Annotated in this window: 18 protein-coding genes; all 18 read left to right on the plus strand. The window is 61.4% G+C overall.

The genetic code is table 11. The annotated features are described in order from the left end of the window. Positions 1-80: 80 nt before the first annotated feature. Positions 81-1,127 carry a major capsid protein gene (locus tag YUU_RS0107030; protein ID WP_027521757.1) on the plus strand — a complete coding sequence of 349 codons (1,047 nt, stop codon included), beginning with the start codon at positions 81-83 and terminating at the stop codon, positions 1,125-1,127. 89 nt (positions 1,128-1,216) lie between these two features. Continuing rightward, positions 1,217-1,834 (plus strand): hypothetical protein, encoded by a 618-nt coding sequence (locus YUU_RS54965; protein ID WP_051389638.1) that lies wholly within the window; start codon positions 1,217-1,219, stop codon positions 1,832-1,834. Positions 1,835-1,903: 69 nt separating this feature from the next. Continuing rightward, positions 1,904-2,242 carry a hypothetical protein gene (locus YUU_RS0107040; protein ID WP_027521758.1) on the plus strand — a complete coding sequence of 113 codons (339 nt, stop codon included), beginning with the start codon at positions 1,904-1,906 and terminating at the stop codon, positions 2,240-2,242. Then, complete coding sequence (locus tag YUU_RS0107045; RefSeq protein ID WP_027521759.1) at positions 2,242-2,691, plus strand: hypothetical protein; 450 nt, start codon at positions 2,242-2,244, stop codon at positions 2,689-2,691. Before YUU_RS0107040 ends, YUU_RS0107045 begins: the two co-directional genes overlap by 1 nt. A gap of 48 nt (positions 2,692-2,739) precedes the next feature. Then, the gene (locus YUU_RS0107050) at positions 2,740-3,279 is read left to right on the plus strand and encodes a hypothetical protein (RefSeq protein ID WP_027521760.1); all 540 of its coding nucleotides are present in this window, start codon (positions 2,740-2,742) and stop codon (positions 3,277-3,279) included. 75 nt (positions 3,280-3,354) lie between these two features. Beyond that, positions 3,355-3,780: a hypothetical protein gene (locus YUU_RS0107055; RefSeq protein WP_027521761.1), complete on the plus strand. Its 426-nt coding sequence runs from the start codon at positions 3,355-3,357 to the stop codon at positions 3,778-3,780. Between the two features lie 184 nt (positions 3,781-3,964). Then, positions 3,965-4,618: a DUF6441 family protein gene (locus YUU_RS0107065; RefSeq protein WP_035661447.1), complete on the plus strand. Its 654-nt coding sequence runs from the start codon at positions 3,965-3,967 to the stop codon at positions 4,616-4,618. Between the two features lie 3 nt (positions 4,619-4,621). Next, entirely contained in the window at positions 4,622-6,886 is a 2,265-nt protein-coding gene (locus YUU_RS0107070) for a hypothetical protein (RefSeq protein WP_027521763.1), read from the plus strand. A gap of 3 nt (positions 6,887-6,889) precedes the next feature. Continuing rightward, complete coding sequence (locus tag YUU_RS0107075; RefSeq protein WP_027521764.1) at positions 6,890-7,321, plus strand: hypothetical protein; 432 nt, start codon at positions 6,890-6,892, stop codon at positions 7,319-7,321. 3 nt (positions 7,322-7,324) lie between these two features. Beyond that, positions 7,325-9,184, plus strand: coding sequence for a hypothetical protein (locus YUU_RS0107080; RefSeq protein WP_027521765.1), 1,860 nt, complete (start codon positions 7,325-7,327; stop codon positions 9,182-9,184). Next, positions 9,181-9,525, plus strand: coding sequence for a hypothetical protein (locus YUU_RS58405; RefSeq protein WP_156944144.1), 345 nt, complete (start codon positions 9,181-9,183; stop codon positions 9,523-9,525). Before YUU_RS0107080 ends, YUU_RS58405 begins: the two co-directional genes overlap by 4 nt. Next, positions 9,525-10,016: a hypothetical protein gene (locus YUU_RS0107090; RefSeq protein ID WP_027521766.1), complete on the plus strand. Its 492-nt coding sequence runs from the start codon at positions 9,525-9,527 to the stop codon at positions 10,014-10,016. The genes YUU_RS58405 and YUU_RS0107090 overlap by 1 nt, the downstream gene beginning before the upstream one ends. An 87-nt stretch (positions 10,017-10,103) precedes the next feature. After that, positions 10,104-12,461 carry a DUF2961 domain-containing protein gene (locus YUU_RS0107095; RefSeq protein WP_027521767.1) on the plus strand — a complete coding sequence of 786 codons (2,358 nt, stop codon included), beginning with the start codon at positions 10,104-10,106 and terminating at the stop codon, positions 12,459-12,461. Positions 12,462-12,559: 98 nt separating this feature from the next. Then, on the plus strand, positions 12,560-13,513 hold the full coding sequence (locus YUU_RS0107100) for a glycoside hydrolase family protein (protein WP_027521768.1): 954 nt from the start codon (positions 12,560-12,562) through the stop codon (positions 13,511-13,513). A gap of 10 nt (positions 13,514-13,523) precedes the next feature. Continuing rightward, entirely contained in the window at positions 13,524-13,715 is a 192-nt protein-coding gene (locus tag YUU_RS0107105; RefSeq protein WP_027521769.1) for a hypothetical protein, read from the plus strand. 2 nt (positions 13,716-13,717) lie between these two features. After that, on the plus strand, positions 13,718-14,038 hold the full coding sequence (locus tag YUU_RS0107110) for a hypothetical protein (RefSeq protein ID WP_027521770.1): 321 nt from the start codon (positions 13,718-13,720) through the stop codon (positions 14,036-14,038). A 5-nt stretch (positions 14,039-14,043) separates the two neighbouring features. Next, complete coding sequence (locus tag YUU_RS0107115; protein WP_198031709.1) at positions 14,044-14,523, plus strand: hypothetical protein; 480 nt, start codon at positions 14,044-14,046, stop codon at positions 14,521-14,523. Continuing rightward, complete coding sequence (locus YUU_RS0107120) at positions 14,520-14,846, plus strand: hypothetical protein (RefSeq protein WP_027521772.1); 327 nt, start codon at positions 14,520-14,522, stop codon at positions 14,844-14,846. Before YUU_RS0107115 ends, YUU_RS0107120 begins: the two co-directional genes overlap by 4 nt. The last annotated feature ends 4 nt before the right edge of the window (positions 14,847-14,850 follow it).

The raw sequence follows: 14,850 nt of genomic DNA on the forward strand, positions 1-14,850 counted from the left end.
CGCGGCCCCGGATAGGCTTCGGGCCATCATGACAGTGAAATCAGCACAAAGATTTTTCGCGCTAGGAGGCGCACACTGTCATGAACTGGACGGATATTTTCAACGACGATGCGTTTTCGCTGACCTCCATGGTCGCGGCGATCAACGAAATCGATCACGTTCCTTCGCGCGCTGGTACGCTTGCGTTCGCGGGCACCGCTCAGGGCGTCAACACTGACACCATCGTGATTGAGCGCAAGGGTGTGACCCTCACGCTTGTCCCGACGGCTCCGCGCGGCTCTTCGGCTCAGAAGGAGCTTCCGACCAAGGCCAACCTGCGCTCCACCGTTATCCCGCACGTGCCCGTTGAGGACACGATCCGCGCCGATGAGGTGAAGGGCGTTCGCGAGTTCGGCACCACCGATCAGCTTCGCACCGTTCAGTCCGTCGTGAACGCGCGTTTGGCCAAGATGGCTTCCCGTCTGGACCTGACCCTGGAGAATCACCGCCTTGGTGCGCTCAAGGGCCAGATCATTGACGCGGACGGCGTGACCGTGCTCACCGACCTGTTCGAACTGTTCGGCGTCAAGAACAGCGCCAACGCCGTGGGTCCCGAAGTCTTTGATCTGGACTTCGACGGCCTTGCGTCGGAGGACACCGACCTTCGCGTGAAGTGTCAGGTCATCAAGCGCTTCCTGACTCAGAACGCGAAGACCGTTCTCCCGAACGGTTGGACCCCGTGGGTGTTCTGCGGTGACAACCTGTTCGATGCGCTCCTTTCGCAGCCGGACGTGAAGGAAGTCTTCAAGACGCAGTCGGATCAGGAACGGCGCCTTGGTGACAACTACGCTTACGGCGTCTTCGAGTTCGGCGGCATCGTGTGGGAGAACTACCGCGGCACCGACGACAACACCACCGTGACCATCGGCAAGGACGAAGGCCGGGGCTTCATCGTCGGCGCGCCGGGGCTCTATTCGGAGTTCTACGCACCGGCTGACTACATCGAAACGGTGAACACCATCGGTCTTCCTCGTTACGCGAAGCTCGCGCCGGACACGCGCTTCAACAAGTTCGTGGACGTGGAAGCGCAGATGAATCCGTTGCCGCTGTGCATGCGGCCGAAGACCCTGTTCAAGGTCACGAAGTAACGGGCTGACGCAGAGCGAGGGCTGCGTTGGGTGGGGAAGGGCCGGGCTGCGGGTAACGCGCCCGGCCCTTTTGTTTTCAGGGCTACATCATGTCAGATTTTTACAGGTGCAAGCCGGAGTGGCTTGGCGCCACCGCGTACGTCATCGCGGGCGGCCCCAGCGTCCGGCATCAGAACTTGGCTATGCTCAAGGATCGCCACGTCATCGTGGTCAACTCATCGTACGAAGCATATCCCGACGCGGACATTTGCTTCTTCGCCGATCACCGATGGTGGGAAGATCACAAGACGCGGCCGGGCATGGTCAGCTTCAAGGGCAGGCTGTTCACTGCGTCGCACGCGGCGGCCGGTGAGAGGCTGCACAGGATGCGCCGGGTCTATCCGCCGCCCGGGCTCGCGGACGCACCGGACGCGCTCGCTACGCAGCGAACAAGCCTTCAAGGGGCGATGAATCTAGCAGTGCACCTTGGCGTGCGCCGGATCGTGCTCCTTGGGGCCGATATGGCGCGCTCGCCCGACGGCGCGTCGCATCACCATACCCCGCACAAGTGGCCCAACAAGCCGGGCAACGAAACGTGGGATGTTCAGATGGCACAGTTCCGCACGATCGTGGAGCCGCTGATGGCTCGAAACGTGGAGGTGATTAACACGTCCCCACTGAGCCGGTTGCCGTGGTGGCCGAAGCGGCTCTTGAGCGAAGTGGTGTGAGTCCATTCGTTACTGGACGCGATGGGCTGTCTCGTCCGAAGAATCCACACAAATTTCGGACAAGGGCCAATGGATTATCAAGCCGCACTTCTTGACCCCATCTACATCACCGTGGGCGTGCCTTCCACGCTCACGATTGGAAGCGTGGACCACGGCGTGACCGCTCTCGACAAGACGGCGGGCGTTGCCTTGAGCGTTAACGGCGGCGAGGTGGACACGGTTGTGCCCGCCGCCTTCGTGCGCATGCGCGAGCTTGCAGCGCTCGGGATCGCCGCAGACGACGTGGACGACGCCATCTTGAGCATCAACGGTGGAACGTGGGTGGTTGAAAGCCATCGGATGAAGCCGTCGCCCAAGGGCGAGGCGGACGGCGAAGTGTATCTCTTGCTCAAGAAGAAGCGTGCGTGATGGACCGTCGTGAACAGATTCTTGCGCGTCTTCTCGAAGTGATGAAGGCGCTTGCGGAGGCGGAGGGCGGCCATGCCTTCCGTAACGTCGCGAAGGTGCCCGAAAGCAAGTTGCCCGCTATCCGCATTTTCGACGGCGACGAAACGCCCGATGAATCGGCCTACGGCCGGGGGCGCCCGGCTAACAGCCCGGTCATTGTGGCGGCGGCGCCCGAAATCTACATCACCCTTGCGACGGACACGGAAGAGCTTGGTACGGCGCTCAACGGCTGGCGCGCGAAGGTCATTAAGGCGGCGTTGACCGACGAAGCGTTACTGGCACTGTGCCACAACGGTGATGTACGCTACCTAGGATGCTCTACCGCATTCGGTGAGGGGCGCGAGATGACCGGCGATCTAGGACTCGCCTTCGCGTTCAACTACCCGCTGCGGCCTGCGCAACTGCCATGACAGTGAAAATTCAATTCTGATTTTCAGCGCTAAGGAGGCGCAACTGTCATGGAGCCGGCTTCACCGGATATTCGCAATTACACCGTCGGCAAGGGCATCGCTGCTCTGAAGCTGATCGATTTGGCCGAAAGCACCTTCAGCGATATGGGCAACTGCCCGGCTTTCGAGTTCACCCCGGAGCTTGAGACGCTGGACCACTTTTCGTCCCGTGCAGGCGTGAAGTCGAAAGACCGCACCGTGGTCATCTCGAAGTCTGGAACGCTGAAGATCACCGCTGAAGAGTGGACCACGCGTAACATGTCGATTGTTCTCCTTGGTGAGGCATCGGTGGACTCCTCCGGCCGGACCGTTATCGACATCTTCAGCAAGAACAGCATTGCGGCTGAAGTCAAATTCACCGGCACGAACGAAATTGGCCAGAAGTTCGAATGGCACTTCCTTCGTGTTGAGTTCGTCCCGTCGTCGGCCATCTCGCCGATTTCGGATGAGTGGGGCCAGCTTGAAATCACCGGCAATGTCGTCGCCGTGAACGGCAAGTTCGGCACCGTGACGCACATTGGCGGCGAGGGCGACGACGTATCTGCCTAACGACAACGCCGCGTCCGAATTAGCGGGCGCGGCTTCTACCCACCCGAACGAACTTTGACATAAGGAATTTTGACAATGCCCGGCCTTCTTGATGTTGCTCCCTCCTTCGTTACCCACCCCATCAATGGCACCGCTGTGACCGTGACCGGAGTCTCGGCCGCGGGCTTCGCCGTGTTGCTGGACCGCTTCCCGGAAATCCGCAAGCTCCTCACCGGCAACGCGGTAGACATCGCTCCCGAAGAGCTTATCGCGAAGGTCCCGACGGCCATTGATGCGATCTTGGCGGCTGGCACTGGCAACCCCGGAGACCTGGCGGCCGAAGCCGTCGCGCACAACCTGCCCGCGGGCGATCAGTTGGAGCTTCTCAAGAAGATCGTGGAAGTCACGATGCCCAAGGGTGCTGGCCCTTTCGTGGAAGCCCTGGAGGCCATCATGGGCGGCCTAGGCGTCGAATCCATGAGCATTCCGGGTATGAAATTGCCGCAGCCGTCGAACGCCTGATCGCGTTCGGGCACCGCCCTGACGACGCTTGGAGCTACACGCCCCGACAGTTGACCGCGTGGCTATTCATCGCGGAGCAGCGCCGAAAGGTGGAGCGCGCGGAGTACATCAATAGCACGATGCTGGCTTCACGCGGCAACGCAAAGGACGTGTCGAAGCACCTGAAGGAGTTGACGCAGTGAGCATGCGGTTCCGCTTGAATGACGTGGCTGAAGAAGTCCGCACGGCGTTCATCGCGGCCCGTGTGGCCAACGACCCGGCCATGTTCTCCCAAATCGTGCGCGCCGCTACCGGGGCCGTCCAAGACGCGGCCGTGGAGTTGAAGACCATCGCTCGCGGCAACATCGCGGCGGCGGGCTTCTCCAAGAAGTGGCAGAACGCTTGGCGCGTCAATGTCTACCCCAAGAGTGGGTACTCGCTTGATGCGGCGGCGTACGGCTTCCATAAGATTCCGTACGCGTCGATTTTTGAGACGGGCGGCACGATTAGCGCGAAGGGCGGCTTGCTGTGGATCGCGCTTCCGACTGTGCCGAAGCTGGGGCGTGAGCGCGCGACGCCGCGTAAGCTCGCGCAAAGCGGTGTCAAGCTATTCAGCATGAAGCGGGCGGGGAAGTCGCCGCTTTTGGCGACGCGGCTTCGCATGGCTGGGACCGTCGGGAAGCTTTCGCTCGCGAAGCTTCGCCGGGGCGTGTCCGGCAAGCGTGGCTCCGTCCGGGCCGTGCCGCTGTTCTTCGGCGTCCGCACGGTCACGTTGGGCAAGCGGTTTAATATTTCCGGAGTGGCCGACACCGTGCGGTCGCGGCTCCCCGATCTCTACTTGGCTAAACTTGAGGCGTAGCACATGGCCGGGAAAACGATCACCCAACGCATTCAGCTTGTCGGTGGCGATGAGATCAAGGTCCAGCTTACTGGCATTGGCCGGGCCGGTGAGCTGGCCTTTACGCGCCTGAAGGCCGCGGCGGAAGGCGCGAATCTCGCAAATGTCGCGAAGGGTTCGGAGCAACTTGGCACCGCGGGCCAACGCGCTAACGAGCTTTCGGGGCGCATCAAGGACTTGCAGGACGCGGTTGGCGGGCTCACGTCGAAGTTTCCGCAACTGCTTCAGGCTGTGGGCCGCTTTGCGCAACGCATGACCGTCGCAACGTCGGCGGCTGCGGCTGCGGGCATTGGGCTTGCGGCCCTTGCACGTAACGTCGCTAAGGAGGCGGCGGGGCAATCTGATGCGCTCGAAAAGCAGACGCAAGCGCAGATTGATGCGAACAACGAAACGTTGAACGCTGAGACTGCGCAAATCAACTATCAGGCGAGTATCCGTCAACTCGACAAACAGTTGGCCACGGGAAAGATCACGTACACGCAGTACACCGCGGCTCTTAAGCAAGCGAGCGACGACTTTGAAGAGCAACGGCGCGTGGCCAACCAAGTGGCGGCTGCGCAAGATCGCGTGAAGGACGCCAACGAACGGTTGCAAAAGCAACTGAAGGACCGGCAAACATACCTACAGTTGGCCGATACGTTCGGCGGGCCGCTGTTGTCGTCGCTTATTCAGTTCGGGAATCAAGTCGAGCAAATCCGGCAACAGTTCATCGGCAACTTCGGTCCGGCTGCGGCACAGGTTGTGGACCTGATTTCGGCCGTCGTGTCGAAGAACAGCGCCGCAATCAACACGTTTTTCGCGCAAGCGTCGGCGAAGGTTCAAGCGCTGTTGTCGCAGAACGGCCCGCAGATTCAAAAGTTCTTGGAGAACATTGGCACCGCCGCCGCTGCGGTTTTCAACGGCCTCATTCAAGCGGCACCGGCTGTAATCGACTTCTTCAACAACCAGATTGTGCCCGCGGTCACAAGGGTAGTTGGCTTCTTCAATGGGCTCGCGGATGCGATCAACGCCGTTTTTGGTACCCGCCTAACGGGCGGCTCCGTCGTCATCGTTGCAATCCTTGCTCAGATGACGGGATCAATCCGCTTGCTGCTCACGTTGCTGAAAGTGTTCGGAGCCTCTTGGAAAGCTGTCGGCGGAATCATCGCAGCCGTCGGCCAAGTCCTCAGCGCGGCCCTTGGCGGGGGTGCCGTCGCGAGCAATATCATTAAGTTGGGCGCGGCGGTGGCGACATCGGGCGGCCTCTTCAAGACGCTGTTCGCGGTCCTCCGCTCCGGAATCCCGCTATTTACTGCGCTCGCAACGGCCGTCTCCGCAGTGCTCGGAGTTTCCTTCGGTTCTGCCATCGTCATCGTCGGCGCGCTTGCGGCTGCGCTCGCCTTGCTGATTACGAAGGTTGATTGGGGCGCGTTCCTCGCCGCCGCCCAAGCGGCGATCCAAGGCGTTATCAGCTTTCTAGGGACGTTGTTGCAGGGCGCAACAAACATCGCCAACGGCTTGATTGCCGCGCTGACGGCCGCTTGGAACGGGATCGTTCAAGGAGCTACCGCCGCTGCGTCGGGCATCGCCGCCGCGTGGGGTGCGGTGGTGACGTTTTTTGCCAACGCGTGGGCGACTATCTCTCAAGGCGCGGCCGATACGATGAGCGCGGTTGTGTCGGCGGTTACGGATGGATTCACCGCCGCCACCGGCATTGTCAAGAGTTGGTTCGACTCTGTGGTTGGCTTCTTCGCCGCGATTATTGCGAAGGCCAAGGACGTTGGTAGCGCTATTGCTGGCGCCTTCAGCGGCGGAGGCGGCGACAACGCCGACATCCAAACGAACGCAGGCGGCGGCCCCATCCGCGGGCCGGGCACCGGCACAAGCGATTCTATCCTGTCTTGGCTTTCGAATGGCGAATTCGTCATTCGGGCTGCGGCCGTCAAGAAATGGGGCGTTGGGTTCTTTGCAGCGCTCAACAACCTTCGCGAGCCTGGCGGCTTCGCGGGCGGCGGTGTTGTGCGGGCCGCGGCAAGCGCGATGCTCCCGCCCGTCCCGCGCTTCGCCGGGGGCGGCCCCGTGATCGTGGGCGCGGGCGCTGGCGGCGGAAATCCGTTCACGCTGCAAATCGGGAACGATGTCTTCACCGGGCTAACCGCGACGGACGACGCGGTGGAGCGGTTGGGGCGCTATGCAGTGCGCAAGCAAGTGTCAAGCGCCGGGCGCAAGCCGAACTGGTATCGGGGGTAAGCGATGAGCAATGAAACGGTTCTGACCATCAGCGGGCCGGGTGTGAACCCCTACTCCGCGCGTGGGCTCACGCAGACTCTTGACCACATCGGCGCGGCGGCGTCTTTGCGTCGTACGATCAATGGCAAGCTGAAGGATACTTCTCAGCCGCAGTTCCGCAAGTACACGTCCACCATCTCATGCCGCGATCAGGTCGCGCCGCCGCTTGACGGCGTGTGGCCCGGCGACGTGCTGACAATCGGATGCGCGGCGGAGCTTTCGTACCTCACCGCCGGGGGCGCGCCGCAGCGCACGCCCGTTGCGGGCTCTTCGCGCACCGACGGCGCTTACACGTTCTACCGACCGCAATTGGTCGTGAAGGTCATGTCCTACACGACGCAGGAAGACGAATACGGCCGCGTGGTGTCGTGGTCGTTGGTGGTCGAAGAGGATTAAGCGATGTTGGAAGGCCCGTTTTATCTCGCTTGGGTTGGCGCCGACGCCGTGACCTTCGGCGCGGAGCACATGCGCGTGGACGAAGACATTTACGAGTTCACGCTTGACCACACTGAAGGCAACTTCGCGACGCTGACAATCACGATTGACAATCCCAAGATTGGCTTCCTTGCGCCCGGGCGGGAGCTGTGGGCGTGGTTCTCATACAACAAGGCGTTTGACCCGACCGCAAGCGAAGCATCGGTGGGCGACGTTGCGCCCCTGTTCTTCGGCCGTGTCGTTGGCATGCCCGACGACCTGGACGGTGAAACGGTATCTCTGCGCTTCGATGCGCGGCCGGAAGACTTCGAAGCGCAGAAGGCGGCGCTTGCGGCGGCCATGAAGGTGGCGCCGTATTGGGTCCCGGAGTGGTTCTCTGAAGCCGCGCGGAGCGATCCGGATAGCGTGTTAGAGTCCCGCCCGCAGTTGTGGGCGATTGACCGGACCACGTTGCAGGTGTCCGCGTCCGACATCACCAACGGCGAAGATGGTACGATCACCTTCGATGAAGATAGCGTGTTCTATGACTCCGTGCGCGTGTCGTACGAAGGCTCGCCGCTGCGCACGGTGAACATCACCGCAACGGTGTCATGGACGCAAGCGGCGGCTGGCGAAGTGAACTTATCGCAGTACTGCGGACACGGCGCCGGCTACTCCATCGTGACCTACACGGGCGACGAATTGGCCAAGAACTGGCCCAAGGCGGGCGCGAGCTTCGGCGGCGGGTGGAAGGTCGGGTCTAGCTCCATCGAACAGGTTGGCGGCGGCAAGTCGCTGTGGGCGTGGGGCAACGACGTAGTTACAGGGCAGTTGTTCGAGCCGTGGGACGGAAAAAACGTCCTGTGCCCAACGTGGGCGTTCCCGCAAATCGTGTTGGCCACGAGGTTCCCCGGGCGTTACCTCCGCGTGGCAAAGCAGGTGTGGAAGGGCACACTTACGGCGGCATATGACGCTAGCCGGGACAAGAGCGAAACACTGACATTCTCGATTTCCGCCGACGTGCAGAAGGTGCTTACGGAGCCCGACGACGGCGGGGTGTTGAATTTGTCGTTCCAGTCATCGGATATCGCATCGCCCATCGATCCGGGCGGCGCTCTCCCGATTGGCTCCGTGGTGAAGCGCGACTTTTTCACAAGAGATCGGGGCACGCCTAGTATCGAATTCCTTATCGCCCTTGGGCGCTCGCGGCTGATCGCAGCCGCGCGCTGCGTCCGCGTTAGCTTCGAAGTGTCGTTTCGGGATGCTGTGGACGCACATCTTTCGATGCGCAAGAGCGGCGTGCTTCACGACTCGCGGCTCCCCGGGGGGCTCGCGGGCGGCAAGATTGTCGCGTATCAACTCACGGGCAACGGCGACAGCGGCGAGTTCAAGGGCGCCGTGACGCTCGCGTGCTCCGTCGGCAAGGGCGGCGCAATCGAAGCCGTCGCGGGCACACCTACCTATGTTGAAGAAGGCGTCCTGGAGCCGGGAATTCAGCGCTACGAAGGGCAATACGTGCTCCCCTTCGCGGGCGATGTTGCCTACTCGCCGATTTTGGGGATTCCGCCAGATGACGACGGCTTCGACTTCGAAAAGCTCACTGCGTCCTTTATCGTGAAGCACGTTACAAAGACGCACACGTTTACAGAGCAAGAGGCAATCATTCCGGTATCGGCAGACAAGCCGGAGGAAGTCTTCACCATTCTGAATCAGTACCCGTGCACGTTCCAGATCGATTTGAAGCCGATTTCGTCGGGGCCGTTCGCTAGGAATCTCGGTATCCTAACCACGGACCTGAAGATTGCAAAGACCATCGATCTCGAAGCCGACATGGTGTCGTCATGAGCTTAGAAAAAGTAGTCCGGCCATTCCAAAGCGGTGATGTGTTCTCACCGCGCGTGTTGCCGCCGACGCAGCCCGCTCAAGTCGTCACCGAAACCGACCCGTCCACGCTGGCTTGGAGCGGTGGCAATAGCGGCGACTATGATCAAGGCCCGGACCCGTGGGTGTCGGGCTTTACTTCAAAGTGGATTGAAGACAAGTCGCGGCGTGTAACGGAGCAAGTACGCGTGGAAAACCCGGACGATGCGGAACAATACATCGAAGTGAAGCGCATCAAGCAAGCTGTGTTCAAGCGGCAGGCGACGGGCGAAGAGATCAAGATCGGCATCGATGATTGGGACTGATGATGGTCAAGACATACAAGGGCACGAAAGAGGACCCACTCAAGTTGGACCTGTGGCAGAAGGTCGTAAAGGTCCACTGGGCAACGAAGGGGAACATGTCCCTTAGCGTTAGCGCGGGCATCCATCAGGTGGTGAGCCCGACTCTTTCCGTGACTGTTGGTGGCGTCACGCTTCCGAACGTGCCTGATCCTAGTTCCAAGAGCCTTGGCGCGTCTATGCATACTTCGGACCTTCGGCAGTGGCTACAAGATCACGGTGGCACTTCCGGCGGAGGCGGCGTGTCTATCAACATTTCCGTTCACGGCACATCCCGCGCGGAAGACCCGTTGGCGGGGCCGATTGACGCGTTTTGGGAGTGGTTTATTTCGGCCAACAACGGGGTCAGCTACTCCTATGGGGGCAACGGCGGCTTGTCGGAAGGACACCCCGTCACTTCGCCGGGCGTGGCTCTCGGCACGAATGCCTCACGCACCATCCCTTGGCTTCCATGACGCGGACGTGTCGCGGGCAATCGTTACTGGATTTGAAGGGCAAGAGGCGGTTGGAATCCTCACATTCTCGAAAAGGAATGTTGAGCTATGCCGTATACGCCCACCCTTGTGTTTCGTACGACGGACCCCGACAAGTGGGGCTCCGGCAAAGGCGCCCCGCTGGACGCGGCGGAATTCGACAGCAACACCTACGAACTCAAGAAGGCGATTGAGAGTGTGACGGCGTTGGAGCCGCACGAAATCCAAGCCATCAACCAATCGCCGGACGGCACGCAGATTACTATCGTCCTTGACGGTGGAGCGACGTTCGGCCCGTTCACGCTCCCGGTTGCGTCACTTCATTTTCAAGACGCGTGGCAACCCGATACGGACTACACGAAGAACGACTATTTCATCGAAGCGGACGCCCTGTATTTGGTGTTGCAGAACCACACGTCCGAAGGCGTCTTTTCGCCTACTGCGGGCAGTGGGCTGGGGCCATACTACAAGCTGATTATGCAAGGCGCTTCCGGCGGACGCGGTTCGCTTTGGTATCACGGCAGTGGTGCACCCGGCGCCATCTCCGGTGAAGCCGACAACGACCTGTACTTGGACGATGATTCCGGTGACGTATACACATTCGAAGCCGGGTCTGAATCAGAATCCGGGGCGTGGGTCCTGATCGGCAACATCAAGGGACCCGTTGGACCCAACGGTGCGGCGGGCGCGGACGGAGCCGACGGCGCCAACGGCGCCGATGGTGCGCGCGGATCGCTATGGTACGAAGGCGCGGGCGCGCCCGGCACGATCACTGGCCAAGCCGACGGCGACGTGTATTTGAACACGACCAATGGCGACGTTTACAAGCGGGCATCGGGCGCTTGGACGCTCACGGGCAACATCAAGGGGCTGCAAGGTGACCCCGGCGATCCCGGTGGCCCGGTCGGTCCGGCAGGTGCGGACGGCGCTCGCGGATCGCTGTGGTACACGGGGAGCGGCGCGCCGGGCACCATTTCAGGGCAGGCCAACAACGACCTTTACTTGGATGAAGACACGGGCGACGTGTATGCGCTCGCGTCCGGTACGTGGGGCCTTATCGGCAATATCAAAGGACCGGAGGGTAGCTCCGGAAGCGGAGGCGGCGGAACGGTCGTCACTGACATTCTTTCGCCCGATAAGAGGACGGGCACTCTGCTATCGCAAAAGACGGAGTACAAGAGCGTTGCCGGTTCGGCGACAGTGACGCTTGTTGATTATGCGGGCGAAGGCTATGTGGACACGCTCCTTCTTGCGGGGATGTACAGCAACGTGGCGAGTCTGAGCGGCGGCACGCTGAACGTCTACATTGACGGCAACAGCACGCCCGACATCTCCGTGGGCTTGGACGTGTTTTTCCAGTCTATGTATATGTACGGAGCCGCGACGCCGAACCGCTACTTCCAAAGCAAGTTATTCGGGGCCAACACCGACGGCGGCTCCGTGATGTCCTATATGTCGCGCCTTCCGATTCCGTTCTCAACGCATGTCAAAATCGAAGTCGTCAACGGCTCTAGCTCCGCTATGACGCTGTGGAGCACCGCGACGATTCAAACAGGCGTCACCAACGATTGGCCTCGCACGCGTCGGCTGCACGTTGACACGATCTTGGTCAACGCTCCGGCTGCGAATGCGACCATGATTCCAGTCAATGCGATCGGCAGGGGGCGGCTTGTTGGCATTTGGGCGCTACAGGATGACTTCCCCAACTCTCTGGCACCAAAAGGCGCGGCGTGGGAGGGCAATTGGCGCTTCTATATCGACACCGCCACGAAGGTGTGGAAGGCGTCCACGGCGTTCGCGGCCGGTGACAAGATCATCGACGGCAACGGCAATTTACAGACGGTCACTACTGCGGGCAATAGCGGAAGCTCCGCGCCCACATGGAATCAAGCGGCGGGCGGTACGACGGCCGACGGCAGCGTGACGTGGACGCAGACTCCCGGCGCACCTAATCAGGTGTGGCGCGCGTCGGCGGGCTTCGCTGCTAACATGGCGGTCATTGACTCCAACGGCAACGTGCAGCGCGTTACAACGGCAGGCACTAGCGGAAGCTCCGCGCCAGCGTGGAATGCTACGGTTGGAGGCACGACGGCCGACGGCGGCGTGACGTGGACGAACCAAGGGAACGTGTTTCAAGCGGCAAAATACCAATCCAGCGGCGGCGAAGACTACTTCGGCATGGGCTTCTACGGCGCGGGTTGGGACGCTATGAAGACATCTAACGGTGAGATTGGCACCGGCTTCTGCCTTACGAGTCCGCTCGCGGCTAGTTCGCAGACACGTGCCTTCTACCGCTATCACCTCACGGACCCAATCACTTTCGATACGTCGTTGGTGATCACGTGGCAGGCTGGCGATACGTCGCAAGTGGCGTGGACCGGTGGCTCGCCGAAGATTTGGATTACCGTCTACTACTATACCGAATAGTCCGGGCCCAATCGTTACTGGAATCACTCACGGCGTCGCGTCCATAGTCGCTACGAATTTAAGAACGTAGCTCCCATTTCGCAAAAGGGATTTCGACTATGGACGCGACCGAACAGGGCCTCGCCGTCATCCGTTCATTTGAGGGCCGCGCGCTGAAGGCGTATCGCGACTCCGTGGGTGTTTGGACCATCGGTTACGGCAATACGAATTTCGACGCCTTCGCCGTGCAGTTCCTCGGACAGAAGATCGGCGCCGGGCTCACCATCACCGAAGAGCAAGCGGAGTTCTTGCTCCGGGAATCGCTCTCGCGCAACTACGCTCCCGCCGTCGCAAAGGCGATGCCGAACGCGAAGCCGAATGAGAACGACGCGGGCTTGTCTTTCCACTACAACACGGGTGCCGTCGGCCGCGCCGGATGGGTCGCGCGCTGGCGTGACAAGGCGGCCGATGCCGCGATCCGCGCGGGCCTGATGTCCTGGAACAAGGCGGGCGGCAAGGTGCTGAATGGGCTCACCCGGCGCCGCGCTCGCGAAGCTGACATCATCCTGAAGGGTGATTACGGCCCCGAAGGCCGCACTAAGCCGCCCGTGCTCAACGCCGACGGCCGCGTGATCAAGTCTTCGGAGCCGGATCACCCCTTGGCCGGAACGCCCGGCATGCTGCGCAAGGGCGACACGGGGCCGGACGTTACGGACCTGAATGACGCGCTCGAAGCACTCGGCTTCAGGATTCCGGATCACACGACCTTCGGCGATGCGACCGAACAGGCCGTGTTGCGCGTGCAGACTTCACACCCGCAGTTGTCGGTTGACGGCATCGTGGGGCCGGCGACTCGAGCGGTAATCAACCGCGAAGCCGACATGAAGCGCAAGGTGGCCAACACCGTGAAGACGGGTGGCGCTGGCGGCGTTGCTACCGCTGCGGCCGACGCGGTGAGCGGAGGCGGCGTGCCGGCGGGCGTCTACATCATCGTGGGCGTCGTGGCGCTTGTTGTCATCGGCTACTTCGCTTGGAAGTACCGCGACGAAATCACGGCGATGGCCAAGCGGTAGGGGCGGGACAATGAAGTACAGGATCGTTTTTGAAGTCGAGTTCAACGGCCCGGAGACATTGACGCCGTTCGAAGTCAGCGGCGGCATTGACGCCGTGGAGAGCGCTATGAACTCCGCACTGGACACGCTGACGGACATCATGCCGAAGGCCCCGGCAGATGCGAAGGTGCGCGGCGCCCTTGTTCGCGTCGGGGAGGGGTAGACATGGCCGCGCTAGTTCAAGAGATGTCCAGCGAGGGCGAGGTGCACGGCGGGCCTTGGATGCTGCGCATGTCGTGGCGCTTCGGCCATCGCGTCTACCTGTTCTTGCGGGCGATGGTGTGGCTGATCCTCACCGGCTTGGGCGCGCTCGCGGATCAGTACCAGTTGGTGGACGTGCAGAACTTCGTACGGACCACGTTCGCCAGTAGCACGAAGCTCACGCTGATCGTGGTGGCCGTGACCGTTCTGTGGCTCGCGGTCACGCATCTCACGCGCGGCCAAAAGGGCTTCTCCGCGAAGGGCAATCTTGACGAAGGGGAGTGAATGCGATGCTCTGGGGGCTGGCCATTGGATTCTTGAAGTCGGCGATTGGTCCGGTCTTCGATTTCCTCAACAAGCGCGTTGACGCCAACGCGCGCATTCATCTTTCCGATAACGAGACGCTTCAGCGCGTGGGCTCCACGGTGATTGACGGCGCGTCGAAGGCGGACGAACTGAATGAGAAGCTTCGCGAGAAGGAAGGCCCGTTCTCGCCGATGGTGGTGTGCTCCATTCTTGGCTTCCTCGCGCCGTTCGCGTGGCACACGTGGCAGGTGTGCTTGGATTCGTCGCGGTGGCTTCCGTCCTACGACTTCCTCTTCGGCTTCATCCCCTATCCGGCCGTGTCGGTGCACATCGTGGGGTCATGGCGTGTCGCTGCGCTCCCCGGCCTTTTCGAGACCACCGAACACGCGGTCATTCAATCGCTCTTCATCGGTGCCAGCACCGCCGCTGCGGGCTTCGCGCTGATCAAGGCGGCGCGGCGATGACGGCGAAGCGGAAGAAACCCGCGCCGAAGATTGACCCGGAGGTTATGCGCGCGATCGAATCTGCGGCGGAGAAGGCCGCAAAGCGCGCTGTTAGCCGGGCCATGAAGCAGTTCATGCTTCAGCTTGGCACCAACGCGTCTACGCCTGAAGGCATCCAAGCGAGCCAAGCTGACTCCGCTTTCCTCCACCGTATGCGCGTGACGGCCGAGTCAGTGCCGGGCAAGCTGGGGCTCGCCGCGCTTGGCGCGTTGCTCTCCTTTGTCGGCGGCGTGCTCCTCTATTTCTTCAAATCGTATTTCGACACACATTTTAATTGGAAGTGAGTTT

This window comes from Bradyrhizobium sp. Ec3.3 (assembly GCF_000472925.1).
Classification (GTDB): Bacteria; Pseudomonadota; Alphaproteobacteria; order Rhizobiales; family Xanthobacteraceae; genus Bradyrhizobium.

What these genes read in the sequence shown, in the direction of transcription:
- YUU_RS0107030 (WP_027521757.1), top strand. Translation starts at nt 81, where the DNA reads ATGAACTGGACGGATATTTTCAACGACGATGCGTTTTCGCTGACCTCC.
- YUU_RS54965 (WP_051389638.1), top strand. Translation starts at nt 1,217, where the DNA reads ATGTCAGATTTTTACAGGTGCAAGCCGGAGTGGCTTGGCGCCACCGCG.
- YUU_RS0107040 (WP_027521758.1), top strand. Translation starts at nt 1,904, where the DNA reads ATGGATTATCAAGCCGCACTTCTTGACCCCATCTACATCACCGTGGGC.
- YUU_RS0107045 (WP_027521759.1), top strand. Translation starts at nt 2,242, where the DNA reads ATGGACCGTCGTGAACAGATTCTTGCGCGTCTTCTCGAAGTGATGAAG.
- YUU_RS0107050 (WP_027521760.1), top strand. Translation starts at nt 2,740, where the DNA reads ATGGAGCCGGCTTCACCGGATATTCGCAATTACACCGTCGGCAAGGGC.
- YUU_RS0107055 (WP_027521761.1), top strand. Translation starts at nt 3,355, where the DNA reads ATGCCCGGCCTTCTTGATGTTGCTCCCTCCTTCGTTACCCACCCCATC.
- YUU_RS0107065 (WP_035661447.1), top strand. Translation starts at nt 3,965, where the DNA reads ATGCGGTTCCGCTTGAATGACGTGGCTGAAGAAGTCCGCACGGCGTTC.
- YUU_RS0107070 (WP_027521763.1), top strand. Translation starts at nt 4,622, where the DNA reads ATGGCCGGGAAAACGATCACCCAACGCATTCAGCTTGTCGGTGGCGAT.
- YUU_RS0107075 (WP_027521764.1), top strand. Translation starts at nt 6,890, where the DNA reads ATGAGCAATGAAACGGTTCTGACCATCAGCGGGCCGGGTGTGAACCCC.
- YUU_RS0107080 (WP_027521765.1), top strand. Translation starts at nt 7,325, where the DNA reads ATGTTGGAAGGCCCGTTTTATCTCGCTTGGGTTGGCGCCGACGCCGTG.
- YUU_RS58405 (WP_156944144.1), top strand. Translation starts at nt 9,181, where the DNA reads ATGAGCTTAGAAAAAGTAGTCCGGCCATTCCAAAGCGGTGATGTGTTC.
- YUU_RS0107090 (WP_027521766.1), top strand. Translation starts at nt 9,525, where the DNA reads ATGATGGTCAAGACATACAAGGGCACGAAAGAGGACCCACTCAAGTTG.
- YUU_RS0107095 (WP_027521767.1), top strand. Translation starts at nt 10,104, where the DNA reads ATGCCGTATACGCCCACCCTTGTGTTTCGTACGACGGACCCCGACAAG.
- YUU_RS0107100 (WP_027521768.1), top strand. Translation starts at nt 12,560, where the DNA reads ATGGACGCGACCGAACAGGGCCTCGCCGTCATCCGTTCATTTGAGGGC.
- YUU_RS0107105 (WP_027521769.1), top strand. Translation starts at nt 13,524, where the DNA reads ATGAAGTACAGGATCGTTTTTGAAGTCGAGTTCAACGGCCCGGAGACA.
- YUU_RS0107110 (WP_027521770.1), top strand. Translation starts at nt 13,718, where the DNA reads ATGGCCGCGCTAGTTCAAGAGATGTCCAGCGAGGGCGAGGTGCACGGC.
- YUU_RS0107115 (WP_198031709.1), top strand. Translation starts at nt 14,044, where the DNA reads ATGCTCTGGGGGCTGGCCATTGGATTCTTGAAGTCGGCGATTGGTCCG.
- YUU_RS0107120 (WP_027521772.1), top strand. Translation starts at nt 14,520, where the DNA reads ATGACGGCGAAGCGGAAGAAACCCGCGCCGAAGATTGACCCGGAGGTT.